The 19,374-nt window shown below is 56.8% G+C and carries 18 protein-coding genes and 2 tRNA genes; 8 read left to right on the top strand and 12 right to left on the bottom strand.

Annotated elements, in window-relative coordinates; translation table 11 throughout:
- Window positions 1–49: 49 nt before the first annotated feature.
- The 3 genes from ABF821_RS05185 to ABF821_RS05175 form a co-directional block, all read right to left on the bottom strand.
- Window positions 50–454: a hypothetical protein gene (locus ABF821_RS05185; RefSeq protein WP_415529268.1), complete on the bottom strand. Its 405-nt coding sequence runs from the start codon at window positions 452–454 to the stop codon at window positions 50–52.
- A gap of 52 nt (window positions 455–506) precedes the next feature.
- Window positions 507–1,940, bottom strand: a complete 1,434-nt coding sequence (locus ABF821_RS05180; protein WP_415529267.1) for a TolC family outer membrane protein — start codon at window positions 1,938–1,940, stop codon at window positions 507–509.
- 78 nt (window positions 1,941–2,018) lie between these two features.
- Window positions 2,019–2,699, bottom strand: a complete 681-nt coding sequence (locus ABF821_RS05175; RefSeq protein WP_182972537.1) for a protein-L-isoaspartate O-methyltransferase family protein — start codon at window positions 2,697–2,699, stop codon at window positions 2,019–2,021.
- 177 nt (window positions 2,700–2,876) lie between these two features.
- Between ABF821_RS05175 and ABF821_RS05170 the strand changes: the two genes are divergently transcribed.
- Window positions 2,877–2,950 (top strand) — tRNA-Cys (locus ABF821_RS05170).
- Between the two features lie 205 nt (window positions 2,951–3,155).
- On the opposite strand, the gene ABF821_RS05165 is transcribed toward ABF821_RS05170, so the two are convergent.
- The 3 genes from ABF821_RS05165 to ABF821_RS05155 all read right to left on the bottom strand — a co-directional run bounded on the left by ABF821_RS05165 (window position 3,156) and on the right by ABF821_RS05155 (window position 5,588).
- Window positions 3,156–4,247 carry an exopolysaccharide biosynthesis polyprenyl glycosylphosphotransferase gene (locus ABF821_RS05165; protein WP_415529283.1) on the bottom strand — a complete coding sequence of 364 codons (1,092 nt, stop codon included), beginning with the start codon at window positions 4,245–4,247 and terminating at the stop codon, window positions 3,156–3,158.
- Between the two features lies 1 nt (window position 4,248).
- Complete coding sequence (locus ABF821_RS05160; RefSeq protein ID WP_415529282.1) at window positions 4,249–5,022, bottom strand: WecB/TagA/CpsF family glycosyltransferase; 774 nt, start codon at window positions 5,020–5,022, stop codon at window positions 4,249–4,251.
- A gap of 152 nt (window positions 5,023–5,174) precedes the next feature.
- The gene (locus ABF821_RS05155) at window positions 5,175–5,588 is read right to left on the bottom strand and encodes a hypothetical protein (protein ID WP_415529266.1); all 414 of its coding nucleotides are present in this window, start codon (window positions 5,586–5,588) and stop codon (window positions 5,175–5,177) included.
- Window positions 5,589–6,431: 843 nt separating this feature from the next.
- Between ABF821_RS05155 and ABF821_RS05150 the strand changes: the two genes are divergently transcribed.
- Window positions 6,432–7,742, top strand: a complete 1,311-nt coding sequence (locus ABF821_RS05150) for a lipopolysaccharide biosynthesis protein (RefSeq protein ID WP_415529265.1) — start codon at window positions 6,432–6,434, stop codon at window positions 7,740–7,742.
- Here the strand turns inward: ABF821_RS05150 and ABF821_RS05145 are convergent.
- Window positions 7,649–9,037, bottom strand: a complete 1,389-nt coding sequence (locus ABF821_RS05145) for a glycosyltransferase family 4 protein (RefSeq protein WP_415529264.1) — start codon at window positions 9,035–9,037, stop codon at window positions 7,649–7,651. The two genes, ABF821_RS05150 and ABF821_RS05145, sit on opposite strands and share 94 nt — an antisense overlap.
- Before the next feature lie 270 nt (window positions 9,038–9,307).
- On the opposite strand from ABF821_RS05145, the gene ABF821_RS05140 reads away from it, so the two are divergent.
- Entirely contained in the window at window positions 9,308–10,264 is a 957-nt protein-coding gene (locus ABF821_RS05140) for a glycosyltransferase family 2 protein (RefSeq protein WP_415529263.1), read from the top strand.
- Between the two features lie 70 nt (window positions 10,265–10,334).
- Here ABF821_RS05140 and ABF821_RS05135 read toward each other — a convergent pair whose 3' ends face one another.
- Together ABF821_RS05135 and ABF821_RS05130 are read right to left on the bottom strand one after the other, a co-directional pair.
- A complete protein-coding gene (locus ABF821_RS05135; protein ID WP_415529262.1) occupies window positions 10,335–11,339 on the bottom strand; it encodes a glycosyltransferase family 32 protein in 1,005 nt (334 codons plus the stop codon).
- A gap of 71 nt (window positions 11,340–11,410) precedes the next feature.
- The gene (locus ABF821_RS05130) at window positions 11,411–12,133 is read right to left on the bottom strand and encodes a polysaccharide biosynthesis/export family protein (RefSeq protein WP_182977184.1); all 723 of its coding nucleotides are present in this window, start codon (window positions 12,131–12,133) and stop codon (window positions 11,411–11,413) included.
- A 284-nt stretch (window positions 12,134–12,417) separates the two neighbouring features.
- On the opposite strand from ABF821_RS05130, the gene ABF821_RS05125 reads away from it, so the two are divergent.
- The 3 genes from ABF821_RS05125 to ABF821_RS05115 are packed head-to-tail and all read left to right on the top strand — an operon-like array spanning window position 12,418 to window position 15,173.
- A complete protein-coding gene (locus tag ABF821_RS05125; RefSeq protein ID WP_182977185.1) occupies window positions 12,418–13,890 on the top strand; it encodes a GumC family protein in 1,473 nt (490 codons plus the stop codon).
- Between the two features lie 3 nt (window positions 13,891–13,893).
- On the top strand, window positions 13,894–14,589 hold the full coding sequence (locus ABF821_RS05120; RefSeq protein WP_415529261.1) for a hypothetical protein: 696 nt from the start codon (window positions 13,894–13,896) through the stop codon (window positions 14,587–14,589).
- 53 nt (window positions 14,590–14,642) lie between these two features.
- Window positions 14,643–15,173 carry a phosphatase PAP2 family protein gene (locus ABF821_RS05115; protein ID WP_415529260.1) on the top strand — a complete coding sequence of 177 codons (531 nt, stop codon included), beginning with the start codon at window positions 14,643–14,645 and terminating at the stop codon, window positions 15,171–15,173.
- Window positions 15,174–15,599: 426 nt separating this feature from the next.
- Here the strand turns inward: ABF821_RS05115 and ABF821_RS05110 are convergent, their stop codons facing one another.
- The gene (locus tag ABF821_RS05110) at window positions 15,600–16,976 is read right to left on the bottom strand and encodes an O-antigen ligase family protein (RefSeq protein WP_415529259.1); all 1,377 of its coding nucleotides are present in this window, start codon (window positions 16,974–16,976) and stop codon (window positions 15,600–15,602) included.
- 146 nt (window positions 16,977–17,122) lie between these two features.
- Here ABF821_RS05110 and ABF821_RS05105 point away from each other — a divergent pair, with 146 nt between their 5' ends.
- Window positions 17,123–18,070, top strand: a complete 948-nt coding sequence (locus tag ABF821_RS05105) for a glycosyltransferase family 2 protein (protein WP_415529258.1) — start codon at window positions 17,123–17,125, stop codon at window positions 18,068–18,070.
- Between the two features lie 273 nt (window positions 18,071–18,343).
- On the opposite strand, the gene ABF821_RS05100 is transcribed toward ABF821_RS05105, so the two are convergent.
- A tRNA-Glu gene (locus ABF821_RS05100) sits at window positions 18,344–18,419 on the bottom strand.
- Between the two features lie 107 nt (window positions 18,420–18,526).
- Window positions 18,527–18,895, bottom strand: coding sequence for a hypothetical protein (locus ABF821_RS05095; RefSeq protein WP_415529257.1), 369 nt, complete (start codon window positions 18,893–18,895; stop codon window positions 18,527–18,529).
- 102 nt (window positions 18,896–18,997) lie between these two features.
- Between ABF821_RS05095 and ABF821_RS05090 the strand changes: the two genes are divergently transcribed.
- Window positions 18,998–19,374, top strand: a 377-nt coding sequence (locus tag ABF821_RS05090; RefSeq protein WP_415529256.1) for a S4 domain-containing protein, incomplete at its 3' end; no start/stop codon positions are given.

Genomic DNA, 19,374 nt, shown 5'->3' with positions numbered 1-19,374 from the left:
GAAACGCCGCGCGTCGGATCGCCGCCGACACACCCTGCCAGACACGCTTTCAGCGCGTCATCAGGGGGCTCGACCCTTCATACGACGCGCCGAAGGGCGCCAGATAAGTCCCCGTCACCGGATCATGATGCGGGTCCGGCTCGCCGCCCCCTAAACGGAACGTGCCCAGCGGGCCGAGCGGAATACCGAACTCATCGTCCCCGGCCGGCTTGCGGACCTGCTCATCGGGAACCGGCGCGGCTTCATAGACCGTCCGTTTGCCCACGACATCCACCCGCTCTCCCCCGCCATCCGGCAGCGAGGAGGCGGTGAAGGACGATGCCACCGGCGCGGCCCGCGACGGAATGACGACATAGAGATTGGGGTCGAAGGGTCGCCGCACCGGTCGCGCGGCGACAGCACCCGAAGCCGCCGACATCACGAGCACCAGCAGGACCATGTTTTGGCGCACCATCCCGGCCATGTCGTCCCCCGGTCACCATTACCCGGCAGACGCCGGAAGGGCGTCACCGCCCCGGCTGGTTCTCCGCCCGATCGCTTATTCCCCATAGCTGGTCCTTGACGGCCTTGTAATAGGCGGTCTCGTCATAGCGCGGCACGTCCAGCTTCAGGTCCTGCGCCGTCAGCCGGCCGATGGCGGCCGCCACCCCATAGGATGCGGTCACGAGGTTGCTCAGGCTCTGCACCAGCGCCACCTGCGCCTGAAGCAGCGTCTGCTGCTGCTGCAACACTTCCAGCGTGGTGCTGGTGCCGACGATCGCCTGACGTTCGACCCCCTCCAGGGCAAGGATGTTCGAGGAAATGGCGATCCGGTTGCTCTTGATCGCCGCCGTATAGGCCACCAGTTGCTGCCAGTTCGACGAAGCAAGCTGCATGGCCGCCCGGCGTTCGATATCCACCGCGCGATGCGCCTCGGACACCTGCTGACGCGCCTGCCGCACGGCCGCATATTCCGACCCGCCCTGATAGAGCGGAAACTGGATATTCACCGTCGCATATTTATCGTCCATCAGAGAGCGGCCGCTACTCTGATTGATGGCCCGCGAATAGCTCGCCTGGGCGGAGATTTTCGGCATGATCGCGGACAAGGCGACGCCGACCGCATCCTTCTGCGACGCCTCGGTAAACAGCGCCCCGATGACGTTCGGATTGTTCTGCACCGCCTGGGCGATCGCCTCGTTCTGCGAACGCGCCGGCAGCACCAGCGGCTGCGGCGGCACCAGATTGGGCGGCGGCGACATGCCGATCACCTGGGCATAGGTCGCCTGGGCCGTCTGCAAGGTGCCCTCGGCCTCCTGCCGGGCGGCGCGGGCACTGGCCAGGGCCGCTTCGGCCTGCGCCACGTCGGTCCGCGTAATTTCACCGACCCGGAACCGCTCCGAGGTCGCCCGAAGCTGCTCCTGCAACACTTTTTCGTTATTGATGTTGAGTTGCAGCAATTGTTCGTTCTCGATCACGCCCACATAGGCGCTGACCACGTCGCTGAAGACCTGCTGCTCGGTCGCGATCAGCCGTGCCCGCTCGGCCATCACCGCATTGACGGCCTTGTGAGTGCTCGCCGTCGTCCGCCCGCCAGAATAGAGCGGCTGCGAGATCGTGACCCCGGCGGTATAACCCGGAACGTCATATTTCCGGTCATACCCGGCATAGCCATCCTGTGCCGAAACGCGATTGACGCCGGAGAAATAGCTCATGCCGGCGTTGCTGGTCACGGTCGGCCGCCAGCCGGCCAACGCCGTGGGCACCTGTTCATCGGTCGCGCGCAGGGTCGCGCGTTCCTTCTGCAAGGTCGGGTTCGTCAGGTAGGCCGCCGCCATGGCCTCCTGCAACGTATGCGGGACGAAACTGGGCGAACCGCTACCGTCATAACGCTGCGCCCACGCGGCCGAACTGCATAACAGGGTAGCCAGACCCGCCCCGATTCCGCATCCGCGCTTCATTCGCCCCTCCCCTGGAAATGCCATCCGGGGTTGGGTATCGCATTTCCAGGTAAAGAATATGTCAAACGGTTTCAGGCGTCAGAACGCGAAGGCAGGCGCCGGCTCCAACTCAGGCAGCAGGGGCAGCGCAACGTCGAATACAGGCCGCGTCGCCAGCCCGCTTGCCGAGGCTTCCCCGATGCTGGCCGTTGCCACCCCACCTTCGGGCCAGATCACACAGACAATCCTGCCATGCGGTGCAAGCTGCCCTGCCAAGGCCGACGGCACCGCACGCACCGCGCCGTCGATCAGGATCAGGTCGAACGGCGAATCGCCCGCGGCACCCGCCGCCAGCGCACCATCCCGCCACACCACATCCGGCGCCTCGGCGGCGCAGAAGCGCCTGCCGATCGCGCTGAGGGCCGCATCCGATTCCAGCGCCACGACCTTCAGGCCCAGGCGCGCCAGCAGGGCCGCGATGTATCCGGTCCCGGCCCCCACCACCAGCGCGCGCTGCCCGGCCTGGGGCTCGCCGATCTGAACCATGCGGCCGGCAATCCGCGGTTCGGTCAGCACCCGCCCGTGGCCCAGCTCCAGGCTCTGGTCGGCATAGGCGATGGCCCGCAGCGAATCCGGCACGCAGGCTTCGCGCGGCAGCACACGCATGGCGGCGACGATTCGCGGATCATTGATCTGCACGGGGCGGATCTGCGCATCCACCATCCGCTGCCGCGCGGCATCGTAATCGAGGATGGCATCTCCAGGCGCGGACTGGTTCATGGCGTTCCCTTCGCAACGTAACCCACGGCACGGGCCCCATCATCGGTGGTTCCCTGGGGCATTTCCCTAGCCTGAGCCCGTTTTATGTCCCCAGGCGCCATCTGCCTAGCAGGCCCATTGCACACAACGGCTTGACCAGCGCGCTCAGAGCGTGGATATAGCCAACGCACCATGTCGGGTCCGGTGGCAGAATGGTGATGCAGCGGACTGCAAATCCGCGTATGTGGGTTCGATTCCCGCCCGGACCTCCACCCGACTTTTTTCGCTGGCCACACTCACGGGAAATGGTTCGCCGTCTCCCGCACAATCAATTTCGATATGTGAACAGGCCGGTATATCGCCCCATTTCGTCGTCACCGGAAGCAAGTCACTCGGCCAGCCCCGATGCCCCATCGAAACCGTGAGGCTACGTTCATTCACCTGCCTGTATAGGTGGTCAGATTTCCCGAAAGACCGTCAATACGTATTTTTATTTTTACAAAGAACAATATAAACTGTCATGAGGATAATTTTAAGATCAAGACAAAGCGACCAATGATTAATATAAAAAAGGTCGTAACAAAGCCGCCTCTTGGCATCCACAAGAGTTTTTACCTCTCCCCGGCAACCTTTGACCTGGGCCAGCCCCGTAATGCCGGGTTTTATCTTATGCCGGCTCAAGTAATTTTTCACGACATCTTCATATAATCCACCGTCGACCTGCATCGCGGCAACATGTGCACGGGGGGCGACGATCGACATCTCTCCCTTCAGCACATTCAACAATTGCGGCAGTTCGTCGAAAGAATAGCGGCGCAGATAGCGGCCGACCCGCGTCACCCGAGGATCGTCCCGCACAGTTCGCTTCGCTCCGGACGGGTCAGCCTGTTCGGTGCGCATGGTCCGGAATTTGAGTACCCGAATAGGCTTCGAATTAAATCCATAGCGGGTCTGCGTGAAGAGGATCGGTCCTCGACTGTCACATTTGACCAGAATACATATCATTACAAAAAGTGGCGAGAATATAAAAAGCAGTAAAAAGGACAGTACCCGATCTTCCAGGAATTTCACAAAAAAATTCCAACCAGACAAAGGCTGCTTTTCCACGAGAAAGACGGAGAACTCAGACTTTCCCAACACTTCCCCGTCTATCTTGTCTTCGCCATGCTCCTGAACAGCCAGATAAATATCCGCTGGTATCACCCGTATTTTCTCAAAAATACTCCTGAACCGTTCCTGGCTCAGCGAAAATATAGAAATGATGATAATATCCGGCAGGTTCTCCCGGCAGAAAATCAGAAGATCGTCCAGATTGCCCAGAAAGGGAACGACGTGAGCGAGATGACCAAGCCGCCCCACACGATCGTCGAAAATCCCCCGAACCTCATAATGTTCCGGAAACTGCAAAAGCCGACGGGCCATCATTTCCCCGTCGGGCGCGCCTCCCACGATCACGACACTCCGTCGCCGTGCCAGCGGATTACCACCGGACGGAAACGGCGATTGATGGACATCGGATGCGGAAATACGTGCGGCGAGATGGGCAGCTTCCGCCCGAAGATCGAACATGTCAGCCAAGGCGCAGAAGATCCTCGCAAACGGTGACACCGAAGCCAAACAGCGCCCAGACATATCGCCCGGTCAGACGTCGAGGTTCCAGGCAGATTCTCCATAACCATTCAAGATTAAGGCGCTGAACAAGGAACGGGGGCGTTGGCAAAAGGCCCAGGGCGACGAGCAACGACTGCCCGATACACAACGCCCAGCAGGGCGGCAGGTCCGCCCGATACCTGCTGACGAACAGCTCGCTCCGCGGGGCGCCGACGCCCATGAACAGCAGGGTCGTCGCATGATCGCGGATCAGCCGTGCCAGAGAACCCGACAGGCCCGGATCGTTCTCAAAGCCGACAGGCGGCACGTAAAAGGCAAACCGGTCCTCCATCCCATGCGCGCATGCCCACTGGCGGGCAACCAGCCCCGTGCGCTCACTGTCAACGACGGCAAATATCCGATGTTTTTTCAGGACTTCGGGCATCGCGAACAGGTCTTGGGTAATTTCACGCCCAGTCACCCTGCCCGGCAGCCGCAAACCGCGACACCGTGCATAATAATAGAGCGGAAAACCATCGCAGGTCAGGATCTCCGCCTGCTCGCAAGCCTTACGGAATTCGCCGTTCTCCCGCATGAGCGCGACATGCTGGATGTTGGGCGTCACGACCAGATGGACACCTTCTTCCGGCGATGGCACGTGCTCCGCAACAAGACGCACGATTTCTGTCTCTGAAAGCAGGGTAAAATGCAGGCCGAACAGTGGCCCAAGCGATTGAGGAACAGAGACAGGCATAAAATTCAAGCCTTCAACCATGCCTGATTAGAATAATTTATCACCGGGCTCGATCTCGATATAGAACATATGGTGCATTTATCATAAATATCCCCATTGAAATATGAATTTACGGCGTAACAACACGCAACGCACTGCTGAAGATATTTTTATCAATAGCAACCAAGAAGAACAGTGCACTGGTAAGTATAAGGTCTTTTATCAAAATTACGACCTTCGATATGATATTGGCTTGGCGCATAACTATCGAGCGATTCAAACGAAACGCGCGCATGAAAATCGATGTTACTGGAATAGGTCGTCTGTCCAAGCGTAGTGGCAAACCCTTGGAAGGTATGCCCTGTCCCCGGATCAACGCCCATGATGACACTATTATGTCCTTCATGGGCAACAGTTATGCGCGCGCCATCATTGAGATTTTCACAGGTCTGGAACTTCGCGGGACCATAACAGCGCGCGTGTGCCGTGAATGGCAGGACGGCAACAACAGCCATCAGGCCCGTCAGAACAGGCAACACCACATTCCGGAATCCCGCGCGCATCAGCATTTCACCTCCCAGACGCATTTCCCATCCTGATCGCACGTCCGTTTGGGCGGACAATGGCTTCCAGCCGCAGGCAGAATATCTGGAACGATCGAGGCTCCGCTATCAATCGGCACAAGCGGAGGAAGCTCCTGTGGTTCAGGTGGGATCAAGTCATAATTATTTGCACATTGCGGCGTATGTTTGCACCGCCCCTTCGTGCAGTCCCATATCCATTTGCATTCCTGCCGGCCAACTGGCTGGGCATGAGCCCGCATATCACTGCACGGCACGATCAGAGCCATGGAAATCGCGAGACCTGGCAGGATCAGCCAGCGCGAGCGATCCATCAGAAGAAAACGCCAACGACATGCCGAAGCGCGCCGGCCCACTGATTCGGCACCGCGTTCATGAGCACCCTCCGCCCCACGATTCCAGGAATTATTCAATTCCACTCTAGTAGCACTCTTGGTCGTAGCCACTTCATCTCTGGCACATTCACCCCCGAAAAGAAACCGGGGGGAGATCATCCGCGCTATACGGCCAAGCCGGTAAAATATTCCGCAACCTGGCCGCAGGCACATTAAAGTACCTCCACGGAAGTGCCGGGCTCCGTCAAAGCGCGATCCAGAATAGGGTTGCGACGAGACGAAAGAAAAATGCAAGTCGCGCAGTTGCCCGCCACTTCCCCTATATAGGCACCATCATCCGGATATAACAGAGCCTATCCAGCACAGGCCCGTTCCACGTCCCGTTCCTCGATTTTGTCACTTCATCGCATTTTAACGAACGCCTATGTTCGCTCTCCCGCGTCATGAATGGCCGGGCACCTGTCACGCCTCCCCTTTTTCCTCGGCTGGCCTCGCAACAAGGCATGATTCGTCCATGCGCTTCCTGATTTCCCTATCCGATCAAATTCTCGGTGCCCTGCTGACATTCATCGTCAATCTCTGGATGGCGCGCGAAGGCGGGCCTGATGCCTATGGTGTCTATGCTTTGTGGCTCGCCGTGGCCTGGATCAGCGGAGCCGCCCAGTCGACGCTGGTCACCTCACACCTCGCGGGACTGAATGCATCCGATCAGGAGGAACGGGAAACCGCTGAACGTTTCTTCCTGACCATCCATATTTTATTTGTTTTCGCCGCCGCTGCGATCACCGCGGGCGCCAGTGCCATCCTGCTCCATCGCAACAGCCCGTTCCACGCGTCAAGCGCCGTTTTTTTTGTTCCATTTTTTCTTATATATCAATATACTAGAGCATTATTCTTTGCTCATCACAGACCGGATTGCGCAACCGCGCTCACAGCGAGCACCTTGTTCCTTTTCATCGGCATGGCGTCTGTCTGTTCGTTCTATGGATACGCACCCACGCCTGATATCGGGCTGGCACTCGCAGGCACGTCATATGGTATCGTGGCGCTGATCTGGCTGGTCGGCTTCACAAAGGGCCGACGCCCGCTCGTTCAGTGGCAGGCGATCCGCCCGCATCTTCATTATCTACGGAGTTCCGGCTGGATTCTGCTTGGCGCCGGATCGTCGGAATTAACCAATCGATTGTTCAGCTTCGTAACCGCCGGACGCTACGGCGCGAACTCCCTCGCCATGCTGTCGGCCACGCAGGTCGCGATCAGACCGGCCTGGATGCTCAGCGCGGCCTGGTCATCCGTCAGTCAGCCGCAGCTCGCCAGATTGTGGCGGGACCACAATCATCGACGTTTTCTGGCCGTGCTTGGGGCAGGACTCCTTTTCCCGCTTCTCGGTAGCCTGCTCTGGACCGGAGGCGTGGAACTCGGCTGGCCCGAGATCTCGCGGCTCCTGTATAAAGGACGCTACGAGCGGAATGGTCATCTCATCCTGCTCTGGGGATGCAACGTCGTTCTGGGCGGCCTGTCAGCCGTTGGCGGCACCGCCATGCTCGCCATGAAACGATATCGCTCCCTGGCGATAACCGATGTCCTGGCCGCGCTCACGACCTGCGCGTGCATGGCAGCACTCTCCAGGAATGCCGATTACTCCCTGGTCATCGTCGGAACGCTTGCCGGCCAGGCCGTCCAGTGTCTCAGCATGGCCCTCTATTTGAAGGGCGCCCTGCACGATACCTCTCACGCGGAACAAGCATCCCCGCCATCATCCACGTCAGAGAACGGCGCTCCCCAATCCGGCCGGATATCCGTCCGGCCGACGACCCAGCGATAGACACACAATATTTGCTCTGCCTTGCGGGGCCAGGCAAAAAATCTGCGCGCGCGACGCATGCCGCGTTCCGCGCGCCCGACAAGCTGGGCAGGGTCGGCGACAATACCTGCCAGACTATCGCGCAGGTCGTGGACAAGGCCGGATCGCTCCTTCATCTGGAGCAGAAAGGCACAGTCCGGCGACGCCAACTCTCCCGGTCCGCCATAATTGACCACGATCGGCACCACCCCCATCGCCATCGCTTCCAGAACGACCGCGCCGCCGAATTCCCGCAACGACGGAAAGGTCAGGATATCCGCCCCGACAAGATGCTGCATCGAAACGCGGTGACAACACTCGCCCAGGAATCTGACACCGGTTTCAATCCCCAGATCCGCGGCCAATTGCCTCAGCCGTCCATTTTCCGGTCCATCCCCGATGATGTCCAGCGTCAACCGGCCTGAAGCGATCAGCGCAGCGGCGGCCTCAAGCAACAGGTCGCACCCCTTGTAAGGCACGAGGCGTCCAATGAAGATCGCACGCAGCGGACGCGCCACATAGGCATCGGCCGTCCGAACCGGCGGCGTGGGGAAACGTGCCGGATCGTAACCGTTTTCGGGCAGATAGATCGTCTTCGCACGCCATCTCCGCGGGATTTCAGCCAGGGCGCTGCGTCCACCGACGATGATCGCATTCGCGGCTTCACGAGTCCGCCGATAGCCCGGCAGCAGCTTGAAGACATCCCGGAAACGCGAAAATCCTTCCCGTTCGTTATGGCGAAGTTCCGGATACTGCTTCGGCCAGGCCAGGCCACCATTAAGCGGTCCCAATACAAACGGCACCTTCAAACGCCTGCACCGCGAGGCAAGCGGACTGGGCACCGCGGGACTGACGGGCGTCACCCGATGAACGACATCGAACTGTCCGCTCCGAAGCCGGCGCCGAAATCGGCGCCATGCCAGATGTTCGAATAAAAGGTAGGAGGGAAGCGTCAGGGCCATCAGCAGGGTCCATCCGCGCCCCTTCCCACTGATGAAACGGACCAGCCGCACCATGGGTTCGAAGACGAATTCCGTGTCGATCGCGGTAAAATCGTCGCCTTCTTTCAACCCTACCCGGCGAAGGGCCGCAACATTGCGGGTCCGCGTGACAAGATGCACGTCGGCAAGCTGTGCCACCGCCTGATAATGCGACCAGCCGACCAAGGGCACGCTGATCCATTCAGGGTTGCACGATTCAGCAAGCATCAGGACGCGCGGACGCCACGAGGAACCACCGCCCCCAGCCATCGTCTTCAACGCTTCTGTAGGAGCCATGGACATTCAGGAGAGTCTCGCAGGCTGTTTCATATGATTCAAGGCATTCCTCCCGGCAGGGCGCGCAACAAACCCGGCATACCGCCCCATGCTCGCGCCCGTTCCCGAATTGACGGCACAGCACCCATGCCCTCTATTTGGCGGATCTTGAACCCAACGGGTAAAGCATGGATCATTTCCCGTGGAAGCGCGCTATGGGAAATGTGCAAAACGCATTGTCTCCCGATAGATGCCTTCTCTCCACGCAGATCTCCCAATGGAACGTAACGCATGGCGGCTGTCCCCGACATCTCGATCGTCATCTGCACAGTCGATCGCAGAGAATTGCTGCTCAAGGCAATCCGCTCCTGTATCGCCCAGGCCTCGCCGACGGGCCCGACCTTCGAAATCATTATCGTGGACAACAGCGCGAAAGGCACGACACGCGACCTTCGGACTTTTTTTCAGTCGGCTTCAATACCGCTCCACTGGGTAGAAGCGCACCCCGCCAATATCGCCGTGGCGCGCAATGCCGGAATCTCGGCATCCTCCGGCGGTGCCGTAGCCTTTCTTGATGATGACGAGGAAGCCGGCCCCGACTGGCTCGCACATCTCTTTTCGATCATGCAGGAAACCGGCGCCGACGCGGTCGTTGGCGCGGTGCGCCCCAATCCGGCCGTCCAGCCCCCATCGTGGGATCCAGACGCCAGCATATTCGGCCGACAATGGGACAGGAAGGATGGAACACCGGTCTTCCCGGCCGGCCCGAACAAGACGCGCGCCTTCTCGATCGGTACCGGCAACAGCCTGTGGCGACGCAAGACATGCTTCACCGATCAGAGCGTTTTCGACGAGCGATTCGGCCTTTCAGGTGGTGAAGACATCGACCTTTTCCAGCGACTGTATAGACGCGGCCGCCGCTTCGTGTGGTGCGGCAGCGGGTACGTCTACGAATATGTTCCCCAAAATCGCATGACGTTACGCCACCTCGCCGAGCGTTCTTATTGTGGCGGGCAGATATACGCCGTTACGACCATCCGAAATGCCCGGAGCGCGTATCTGGCTGTGCTTCATCTGAGCATACAGGGGCTTTTGCAAAGCATTACCTGCCTCTTCGCCCTTCCGGGGGCCGCGGCCGAAAGCCTCTGGGCCAGAAAAGGAACCTCCCCACGTCTCGCGATGCTGATCTTCAAACTCGCGGCCGCCGTGGGAAAGATCACATGGTTCAAGAGACACGCCCTTTACTGACAGGACACGCGCATCGCCGCAAATAATGCAGCCATCCCCGAGATATCGAAGCGAAAGCGCGCGAATACAGTCAACCCTTCAGTAATCCTGCAAAACTTTTCCTATTGAACAGATTAAATTTCAGTATGACGTTAATAAGATATCGTTCGGTATGCGTAATTTTAACGAGCGGCGGAGGAGATCCCGGCATCGCACTGGCACACAACATCAAGGCGATTCGGTAAGGAACCCAATTGACCAGATCGTGATAAAGCAACCCCGACTGGCCTGAGTCCCGAACATGGAGCGACAGGGACGGAACCTGCCGCATCGCGACCTGACACGACAGATATGCCAGAAAATATTCTGGATATTTAATTTTTTGAAGAATGTCCTGATAATCCGACCGTGCCTTTAGATGAAAAAAATACGCATCAGCACCAAACTGTACTATTTTCTTTAACTCATCCAGCCAGGCGCAAATCAATTCATCTTCCGGAAGGGCCGCAATCAACCAGTTTTCGAGTATAGGAAAATTAGGGTTTACCGTAAAACACGCTGAAAAATATCCGACGAAATTATACGCCCCTTCACAAAATTTTTCTTCAATCCAGGAAAAATTTTCAAAGACGATGCTCGTCGCGTCAATCCATATCCCACCATAGCGCTTGATCAGTTCCAGCCTGATCAGGTCTGCCCGCGTAACAGCCGAAAGACCAGGCTGCGCATTCATATAGTCGTCTATATAATGCGTTACCGTCTTTCTATTCAGAAATCGAACGTCAAAATCCCTATTGAGGTCACGTATTCGGTTCACTAAAATATCTATATATTCCGGATAGTCGGGGTCATCCCAATAAATCCAGACAATTCGCGGCAGCGGTCGCCCCCCTCCCGCCTTTTCAGGAAAAGAAATATAATCAATATTCGTTCGCTCAGGTGCGCCACGACGATACCATAGTGGAAAAAGAACAAGGTATATTAAAAAATTCGCAGCTTTTTTTACCTTTTTCATCAGCCTGCGTGACAATTCCGCGGCTTTCTTCCGCCCCCCGAACATCCCCAGCACGCGAAAGGAAACCGGATTGTCACGCATGAAATCAGCAAGCCCTTGTCATCGCATAAGCAGCCCAGTTTCCCCACGGCTGGACCGATATCCGCATCAGGTCAATAAAAGACGCTCGAACCCATATTGTAGTTGAACGTCTTGTTGAACGGCACGCTTTTGTCCAGATACTGATCGATAAAGATGTCGAACGACGCAATCTCGGTCTTGGGCACATAGACCAGGTCGCCTGGCTGAAGCATCACCCGGTCGCGCGTATCCGCCGTATTGAGGTAATGTCGCAAATCGACCGTCCGCATCATCGGACGCCCGTCGCCCCTGCGTCGGATCACGATTGTCTGCGCCAATTTTGCGGAATCGATGGCACCGCCAGCGGTCACGACGGCCTGCATCGCATCCGTGGCGCCCTTTAGCGGATAAATTCCCTGCGTCTTGACCTCTCCCCCCACATAGATCTGCGCCGCCCCGTAGCTGTGGATAAGGACATCGAATGACGCTTGGCGAAGATAAGCGCGATATCGTCGCTGAAGGTTTTTTTTCAGTTCGACAAGACTCAGGCCCGCGGCATCGACGGCCCCCAGCAGCGGCGCGGTGATCGTACCGTCAGGTGCGATTGAGAGTTCATTTTCATTGAGTTCTGGGTTAAGCGTAAATTGTAAGGCTACCACATCTCCCGGAGAGAGCCGGTATGGGACTGGATCATTGGTCCATGGAGCAAAGTTACGGGCGCTATGAGGTTTCGGATCGAGATGCTGGACACAGCCAGCGAAACACACGGCAAGCAGCACGACAGGCAACCGGCGCAAGAATGTCACAGCCAACATGTCCCTTCAGAACGCAATGTATTTCTCAATAAGCCGTTCCTTCTTCAAGGGCAATCGGCTCGGCAAGCGGAATGGGAGCCTTCAGGAGGCTTCCATGATCTCCCTGATCGCGCTTTCATGGTGCAAATCGACTTGAGGGCGCCATCAAGCACTTCAATTCCGAGTGGAGCGCCGACTGTGGGGATCGTGACCGCCGACGACGGCATCGTGTCTGTTGGTGACTTGGCATCAATGACGGTTTTGACGCAACCAGCCAAATATGATTCTGCCGAACTGAGGGCGTCATGAAGGAATCCTTCCAACTACGCCTGACCAACAGATCGATGTCGTATGCGCGGCATTCGGCGAGAGATATCCTGGCGGCGCTGTTTTATTATAAAAAGAGCGTTTTTTTTTCCGCGCTTGTGCCTCTCGTATTAAGTCTGCTCGCCATCCTCGGAGCCCATCGGATCTATACAGCGCAGGCTCGCCTGCTGATCCTGTATGGTGGCGAATATGTCTTCCACCCGATCGGGCAGGAGAATGGCGGCGATGTCGCGCTCGATCGCAATCAGATTATCCAGGGTGAACTGGAAATCATTCAAAGCCCCGCCTTGGCCGCACGCGTGATTCAGGATGTCGGTATCCGGCGCCTCTATCCGGAGATGCCCGATACCCCTCTGGGGGAACAGCAGGCTGCGACACGCCTGCTCAGGGATCTCCGCGTCGACGGCGTTCCTCAATCCAATATTATCGAAGTCTCACTGCGCAATCGCGACCGACAGGTCGCTCTTGAAGCGCTGGACGTGATCATCCATGATTATATCATTTATCATGGTGAAATTTTCATGGGCAATCGCGACAACGGGCCGGCGCGACTGGTCGCCCAGATGGCCGCCCGCCTGAAAGATGCCAACGACAAGATCGTTGCCTTCAGTCTGGCGCACAATATCAGCGACCTCAATCAGCAGACCAGCATCATCCTGCGCAGGGCGGCCGATCTGGCCGACGAACAGACCGGCATTGACAGCGAAATCGACAATCTCGATGCCCAGACCAAAGTCCTGAATGGAACCTTGTCGACGCTTCCATCGCGAATCGAACTGTTCACGGAGACAGATATCGGGCAGGCGCGGAAAACATTACTCGATCGCCTGCTACGACTGCGGATTCAGCTTGCCGACGTGAGGCAACGCTATAAGAACACATTCCCGCTTGTGGTCGACATTCGCCATCAGATCAGGGAGATCGAAATACAACTTCGGAAATCGCCCGCCCGCGAGACGAATGTGAAGCGCAATGGAACCAGCACCATATACGAGGAGCTGAAACAGCAACAGGTCCTTCTGGAATCCCGTGCAGCGGGCCTGCGTTCCAAACGCGATGCGGTAACGAATGACCGGAATGCACTTCAGTTGCGTCTGGCCGAGTTGACCCAGCTATCGGGCCAATATCGTGATCTTCAGACAACGCGCGACACGCTCGCCGACAGCTACAAAACACTCGAAAACAATGTCGAAGCCACAACCTTGAGTTCCTCTCTTTCCCAATTGGCCAGCGCAAACATCCGGATTGTTCATCCGCCCAATGCACCGCTTCAGGGGTCGACACTCAGACTGCCGCTTCTGGGAATGGGGCTCATGCTCGGTCTTGTTGCAGCAGTCGGCATGCTTGCTTTCCGGGTCGTGACCCAGAAGATTTTCGTCACCGTCCGCGATGTCGAGCATGGCCTCCACGTACCCGTACTTCTGTCCATTCCTCTCTATGAGAAACAATGAACTGTGAACGGCACAGCGTCTTCCCCCCCTCCTTCCGTTGGCAATGCGTCCACGTTGCCTCCCCATCTGATCCTTGAGACGGAAATAAAGCGGCTGCTTTATATGCTGCCGCGTCAAAAGAGCAACGCGATTGTCCTTCAGTTCATCGCAACACAATCCGGAATCGGGACCACGAGCGTCGCGCGTGATTTCTCGGTCGTATCCGGTGGCGATATGGGTGTTGAAACCCTTCTCATCTCGCTCGACGGCCCGATCGGTTCTTTCGAAGAGGCAATCATCCGCAAATATTATATCCCTGCCTCGCGCCTGATCGCTCCGGCCAGCAGTGCCTCCGATGCGCAGCCGGACGGCGACTGGCTTCAAGTCCGAAAGGTCAAAGATTCTTCGCTCAGCATTGCGATGCCGTCCACCGACGCGCAAAAACATCCGATCGATTGGATTGAGCAGATCAAAAAATGGAAGCCTCGTTATGAAGTGATTTTTATCGATGCTCCACCCCTTCGGGCATCCTATCTGGGCGTCGCTCTTTCTTCCTACATCGACGCATCCATTATCGTCATCGGTGCTGAAGAAACAAAAAAGAGCGAAGCAAAGGATCTTATTTATAGAATTGAAGAAGTAAAAGGCAACATACTAGGCGCCGTATTCAACAAACGTCGCTCTCACATTCCCAGCATTCTTTATCATCTTCCCATATGATTTTGCATCCCTTGGAACTCGATAGATTTATCACTGATTTTGGAGACGGCGCCGTGCTGCTTCCAATCGTAGGTGTTTCTATCATTCTATTTGCCGCTTTCGGATGGATGCGTGGCGCCGTCATCTGGGGAGCAATATCAGGAACTGCGCTCGCCGTACTGATGCTAGCCAAACTCGCTGGACTGGAGTGGGCCTATCTTTCCGACAGTCTGGGCAGGCCCCTTAGCGTCAGTGGTCACGTCTCCGCGGGAACGGCGATCTACGGTAGCCTCATCAACATTCTAATCTTCCGGAAAAAACGCCTTTTCCCTTTTTACCTGCCGGTTCCGGTTGTCATCGCTTGCATGTTTTCATACACACGCCTCGTCCTTCATTCTCATACGCTGCCTGAAGTCCTGTTGGGTGGGGCACTCGGCATATCGGTGGCCGTGGCGTCAACATGCCTGCTCGTCCCGATGCCCCGTCGCGTAATCCTGCCGACATTTGCCGTCCTGACGATCGTTATCATTTCTTTCTATGGATATCACTCCGACACAGAAATCATGCTTCAGACCGATTTTTCCAAGTGGGCTCCATCATTCTAGAACCTGCTAAAGCGGTTGCCTCTTTGAATGCGTGCATTCAAAGAGGCAACCACGGTCGCAAAAACAATAAACTAGCGCTTTTTCTTCGGCCCAGTATTCGATGGAAATACTCATACTCCCCTGGAGCGTGCAGATACCCCCTTGGGCGCAGACAGCGCTTCGATGTCTTCATTGACAAAAAATATGAAGCGGAAGATCGATTACGGCCTGTGCGTGCTCGTTATCGAAACAAGTGCACACCATTTCTACCGTGATATCCGCCTACGTCGTCGTGCCCGCGATCAGGAGAGCGGTACTCGGCGGATATATTCTGGACCATCAGAAAAGCGAGAAACCTGACTGGAGCATTTTCATCGAAAATCGGTTCGATGGAAATGCTCTGGTTTATTGTTTTGCAAGCATCTTCACCTATCTGAATGCACGCATTCAAACAGGATCTGCTCTAGCGTCTATATCTGTGCCGGGCTGGTGCTCTGATCTGAAACTCTTCTTCTTCTGCCCAAGGCGCGCACGCTCATCATCCGAAAGCACCCCATCCTCGTCGGATTTCCGGTATAACTCCCATTTTTCCAGATCAAACGCGATAAAATAGAAACAAACCATAATCATGCCACTACCGGTAAACAGGTTTGATTCCGTAAAATTATGAATGATCAATGCAAGCATAAATGAAAAATGGAATATCGCCGTTTCCGGACTAAAGAAAGCCGAGGCCCTCTTGTCTCTATGTCTATTATATTTGATCGCTTTGAAGCTCAGATAAAGATACCGCCCCACGACGAATATTCCCAAAGCAAAGCCTACGCATCCACCTGTTGCCAAAAGATCCAGATAACCATTATGGGCTTCGTTAATATTTGCCTCACTTCCGAACCACATCGATGTCTTCAAGCTCGGTTGCAAAGAAGGCTTGATTGACCAGAAAGACGAATATCCAGCCCCCAAAATGGGTCGCTGAGAGATTTCATCCAACATGAATGACCAGATGTCAGTGCGGCTCGTGAATGTAATTCCCTGAAGAACCGACCAGATGTCCTGCCCGCTCATGGCACACCAGGTCATGTAGGCAAGAATACTCATCCCGATGATGCCCACTGCAAATGCGACCACAAAAATCTGCATCACCTCAGAGGCTGTTCTCAGACGATATCCCGCAGCCAGCAGCATCGGCATCAAGAGAACGATTACAAGACTTGTCTTCGACTTCGTCGCCAGCAATAGGCCGAACATCAGCACGCATTCCGCGACGTAAACCCACCGCCTCCCTGTCGAAATCCATGACAGCAGAAAGGAGCCCGTCGCAAGAAGTCCATACATCATGAGCAGACCAGCCGAATTCTTCTGCTCCTGAAACCCCGCCAGCCCTTCACTGGTCATCGCATAGCCTGGCCGGACGATCCAGATCAGCAGATCCGCCACCGCGCCGCCAAAGCATATGAAAGCGATACATTTATGGAGGGTCTCGGCTTTTTTAATGGTCGTAACGAGGCTGGCCGCCACGAGGATCTGGACCCAGGCAAATAGAATGCGGCGTGCCGAAGTTGACGGATCCAATGCCCACGTTGCGCTTAGCAAAAAATAGACATGCAGCCCGACGAGCGGCCACGCCGCCAACAAGAGGCGTCGTAATTTCTGACCGGAGGAAATTGCAAATGGGAGGCATGCCGCAAAAAAAGCCAGCCAGATGAAGCGATTGACAGGACTTACATATTCCTGGTTCATCTCCGAAGCGAGGGGCGCATTTCTGTCGAAACTCGGAATGCCGATGATGACATATCCAAACACGAGCAGCAGAATGAGCACCGCGAATTGCTGGGGTCGTCGGGTAGGAGCATACTCTTTAAGAACGGAAGCTGGTTCTGCCATCATAAGTTCTTTATGCCCAAGGGGTCTGTCAAATTCAAAAACAATCGTTCCTCGCGCAAGCCTGTGAAGGAATTGGCAAGCAGATGATAGAGGCAGGACAGTCGGGAGCCCCTGATCATACCCCACATGTCAGCATCGTGATCCCATGCTTTGATCGCCTGGCCCTGCTGGAACGCACCATCACAGCCTGCCTGTGTCAGGTGGTCGATGCTGGCGTTTCATGGGAAATCATCATAGCTGACAATCACCCTGCCCGCCTGGCACGTTCTCTGGTCGCAACATTCCACAGCGATATCCCGTTACGGCACGTCGAAGCGGGCGAGCGCAATATCGCCGCCGCACGCAATATGGGCATACAGGCAGCAAACGGCGCCTTCATCGCATTCGTCGATGATGACGAGGCGCCCGAGCCGAACTGGCTCATGGCCCATTACCGATGCCTCCTGCGCACCGGAGCCGATGCCAGTTTCGGAGCTGTCTACCCGATTTTCGAAAGAGGCACTCCACCGTCATGGGATCCGCAGGGCCGTTATTATACGACCGATTTCGGTCTGCCGCCCGATACCCGGATCGATCCTTTGAAATGGTTTCCTCCCCGCCCCAGGGGCGTCAGCACGGCAAATGTCATGCTCAGACGCTCTTCTTGTCTGGCGCAGAGCAAACCGTTCGACGAAGAATTTGGAAGGACCGGCGGCGAAGATACAATGCTGTTGCTCCGTCTCGCCAGAGATGGAAGACATTTCGTCTGGTGTCCGGATGCCCCGGTCATCGAATTCAACGAGAGCGGCCGACAGAATTTCCGCTATATGTGCCGCCGCGTCCAACGCAGTTCCAGGCATTCAGCGGAAGTCCGCGTCGCGATCAGCCAGCATAAAATCATGACGCGGATGAATATTTATTTCATCGCACTCGCACAGATGTCGGCTTTCGGCATTTTATGGATGCTGCGCCGAAAACCATCGGACATGCTGCAAATCTGCAAGGCGACCGGAAAGCTCGGTTTTGCGCGGCTTGAATTCATACCCGAATGAATGACCAGCCAACCTCTTACGTTCAGAATAGAACGCGGCAGTTCTCCCAATGGAGCAAACCCTTGGAGCCTGTCAGGCCATAAGCACGGCATACACCGCGCTTATGCGCGACACATCAGAGCAATCCCGCCAGTCGGCGACGATGCCATCAGAGCCGTCTTTTAAAACTCTCAGTTGCAAACCCAAAGAAACATCAGGTTCTCAACATTTCATGCAAGAGCATAAAACTCTTTAACCTGAGTGCTTCAACTATGCCAACGACCAAATCGTCGTTGGCGTCCCGTACGGGATTCGAACCCGTGTTACCGCCGTGAAAGGGCGGTGTCCTAGGCCTCTAGACGAACGGGACGTTGGACGAGGCAGCTTCTATGACATCGCGAGAGGGGACGCAACCCACCCGAAGCAGGAAAATTGGTTTGCGGCACATTTTTTCCAAGTGCGAAGCTTTTCAGGCGATTACGGAGCAGGCACGGCCTGCGGCGCCGCCGGGCTCATGACCAGCCGGCCAACGATTCGTCGGTTCTGAACGTCCCACAGCAGCACCCGGTCGGGGCCACCGCCGCCAGTCAGCGCCACCGCCAGCACCCCTTCCCGCTCCCGCGTCATGCCGCTGACATGCGTGCCGGCGGGTTCGCCCAGCACCAGTTCGCCACCATTTCCCGCCGCCACCGCCAGCGCGGCCGGTTCAGCGTCGAGCCCGGCAATCGCCGCCGGCTTCGGATGAGATATCCGATGGACCAGCACACCGACCAGCACCAGAGAGCCCACCGCCAACAGCACCCCCATGCCAATCACGGCGGCCAGCAACCCCCTGGAGGCCGCCACGCTCGTTCCCGGTCCACTCACGCCCTGTCCATTCATGATTGTCTTGATCCAACTTGGCCCGGCATGATGTTCCGGCCGGGCGATTTCCGTTAAGAGCCGTGCATGACCGACGACACGCCCCCCCTCCGCGTCACCGCGACCGAAGAGCATACCGGCCAGCGAACCGACCGCTTCCTGGCCGACGCGCTCGATACGCTGTCCCGTTCGCGCGTCAAGGCGCTGATGGAAGCCGGTCATGTCCTCCGCGACGGCCAGATCCTGCGTGAGCCCGCCGATCCGGTGCGGCCCGGTCTGTGTTATGAAATCAGGGTTCCCCCGGCAATCCCCGCCACACCCCAGGCCCAGGACATCCCCTTCGCCATCCTGTACGAGGACGCCGACCTGATCGTGCTGGACAAGCCCGCCGGTCTGGTGGTGCATCCGGCACCGGGCAACGAGGACGGCACGCTGGTCAACGCCCTGCTGGCCCATTGCGGCGA

Origin of the sequence: Gluconacetobacter sp., assembly GCF_047721585.1 — a bacterium.
GTDB classification, from domain to species: domain Bacteria; phylum Pseudomonadota; class Alphaproteobacteria; order Acetobacterales; family Acetobacteraceae; genus Gluconacetobacter; species Gluconacetobacter dulcium.
Note: the sequence above shows the minus strand (reverse complement) of the source record. Positions and strands in the feature narration are given on the sequence as shown.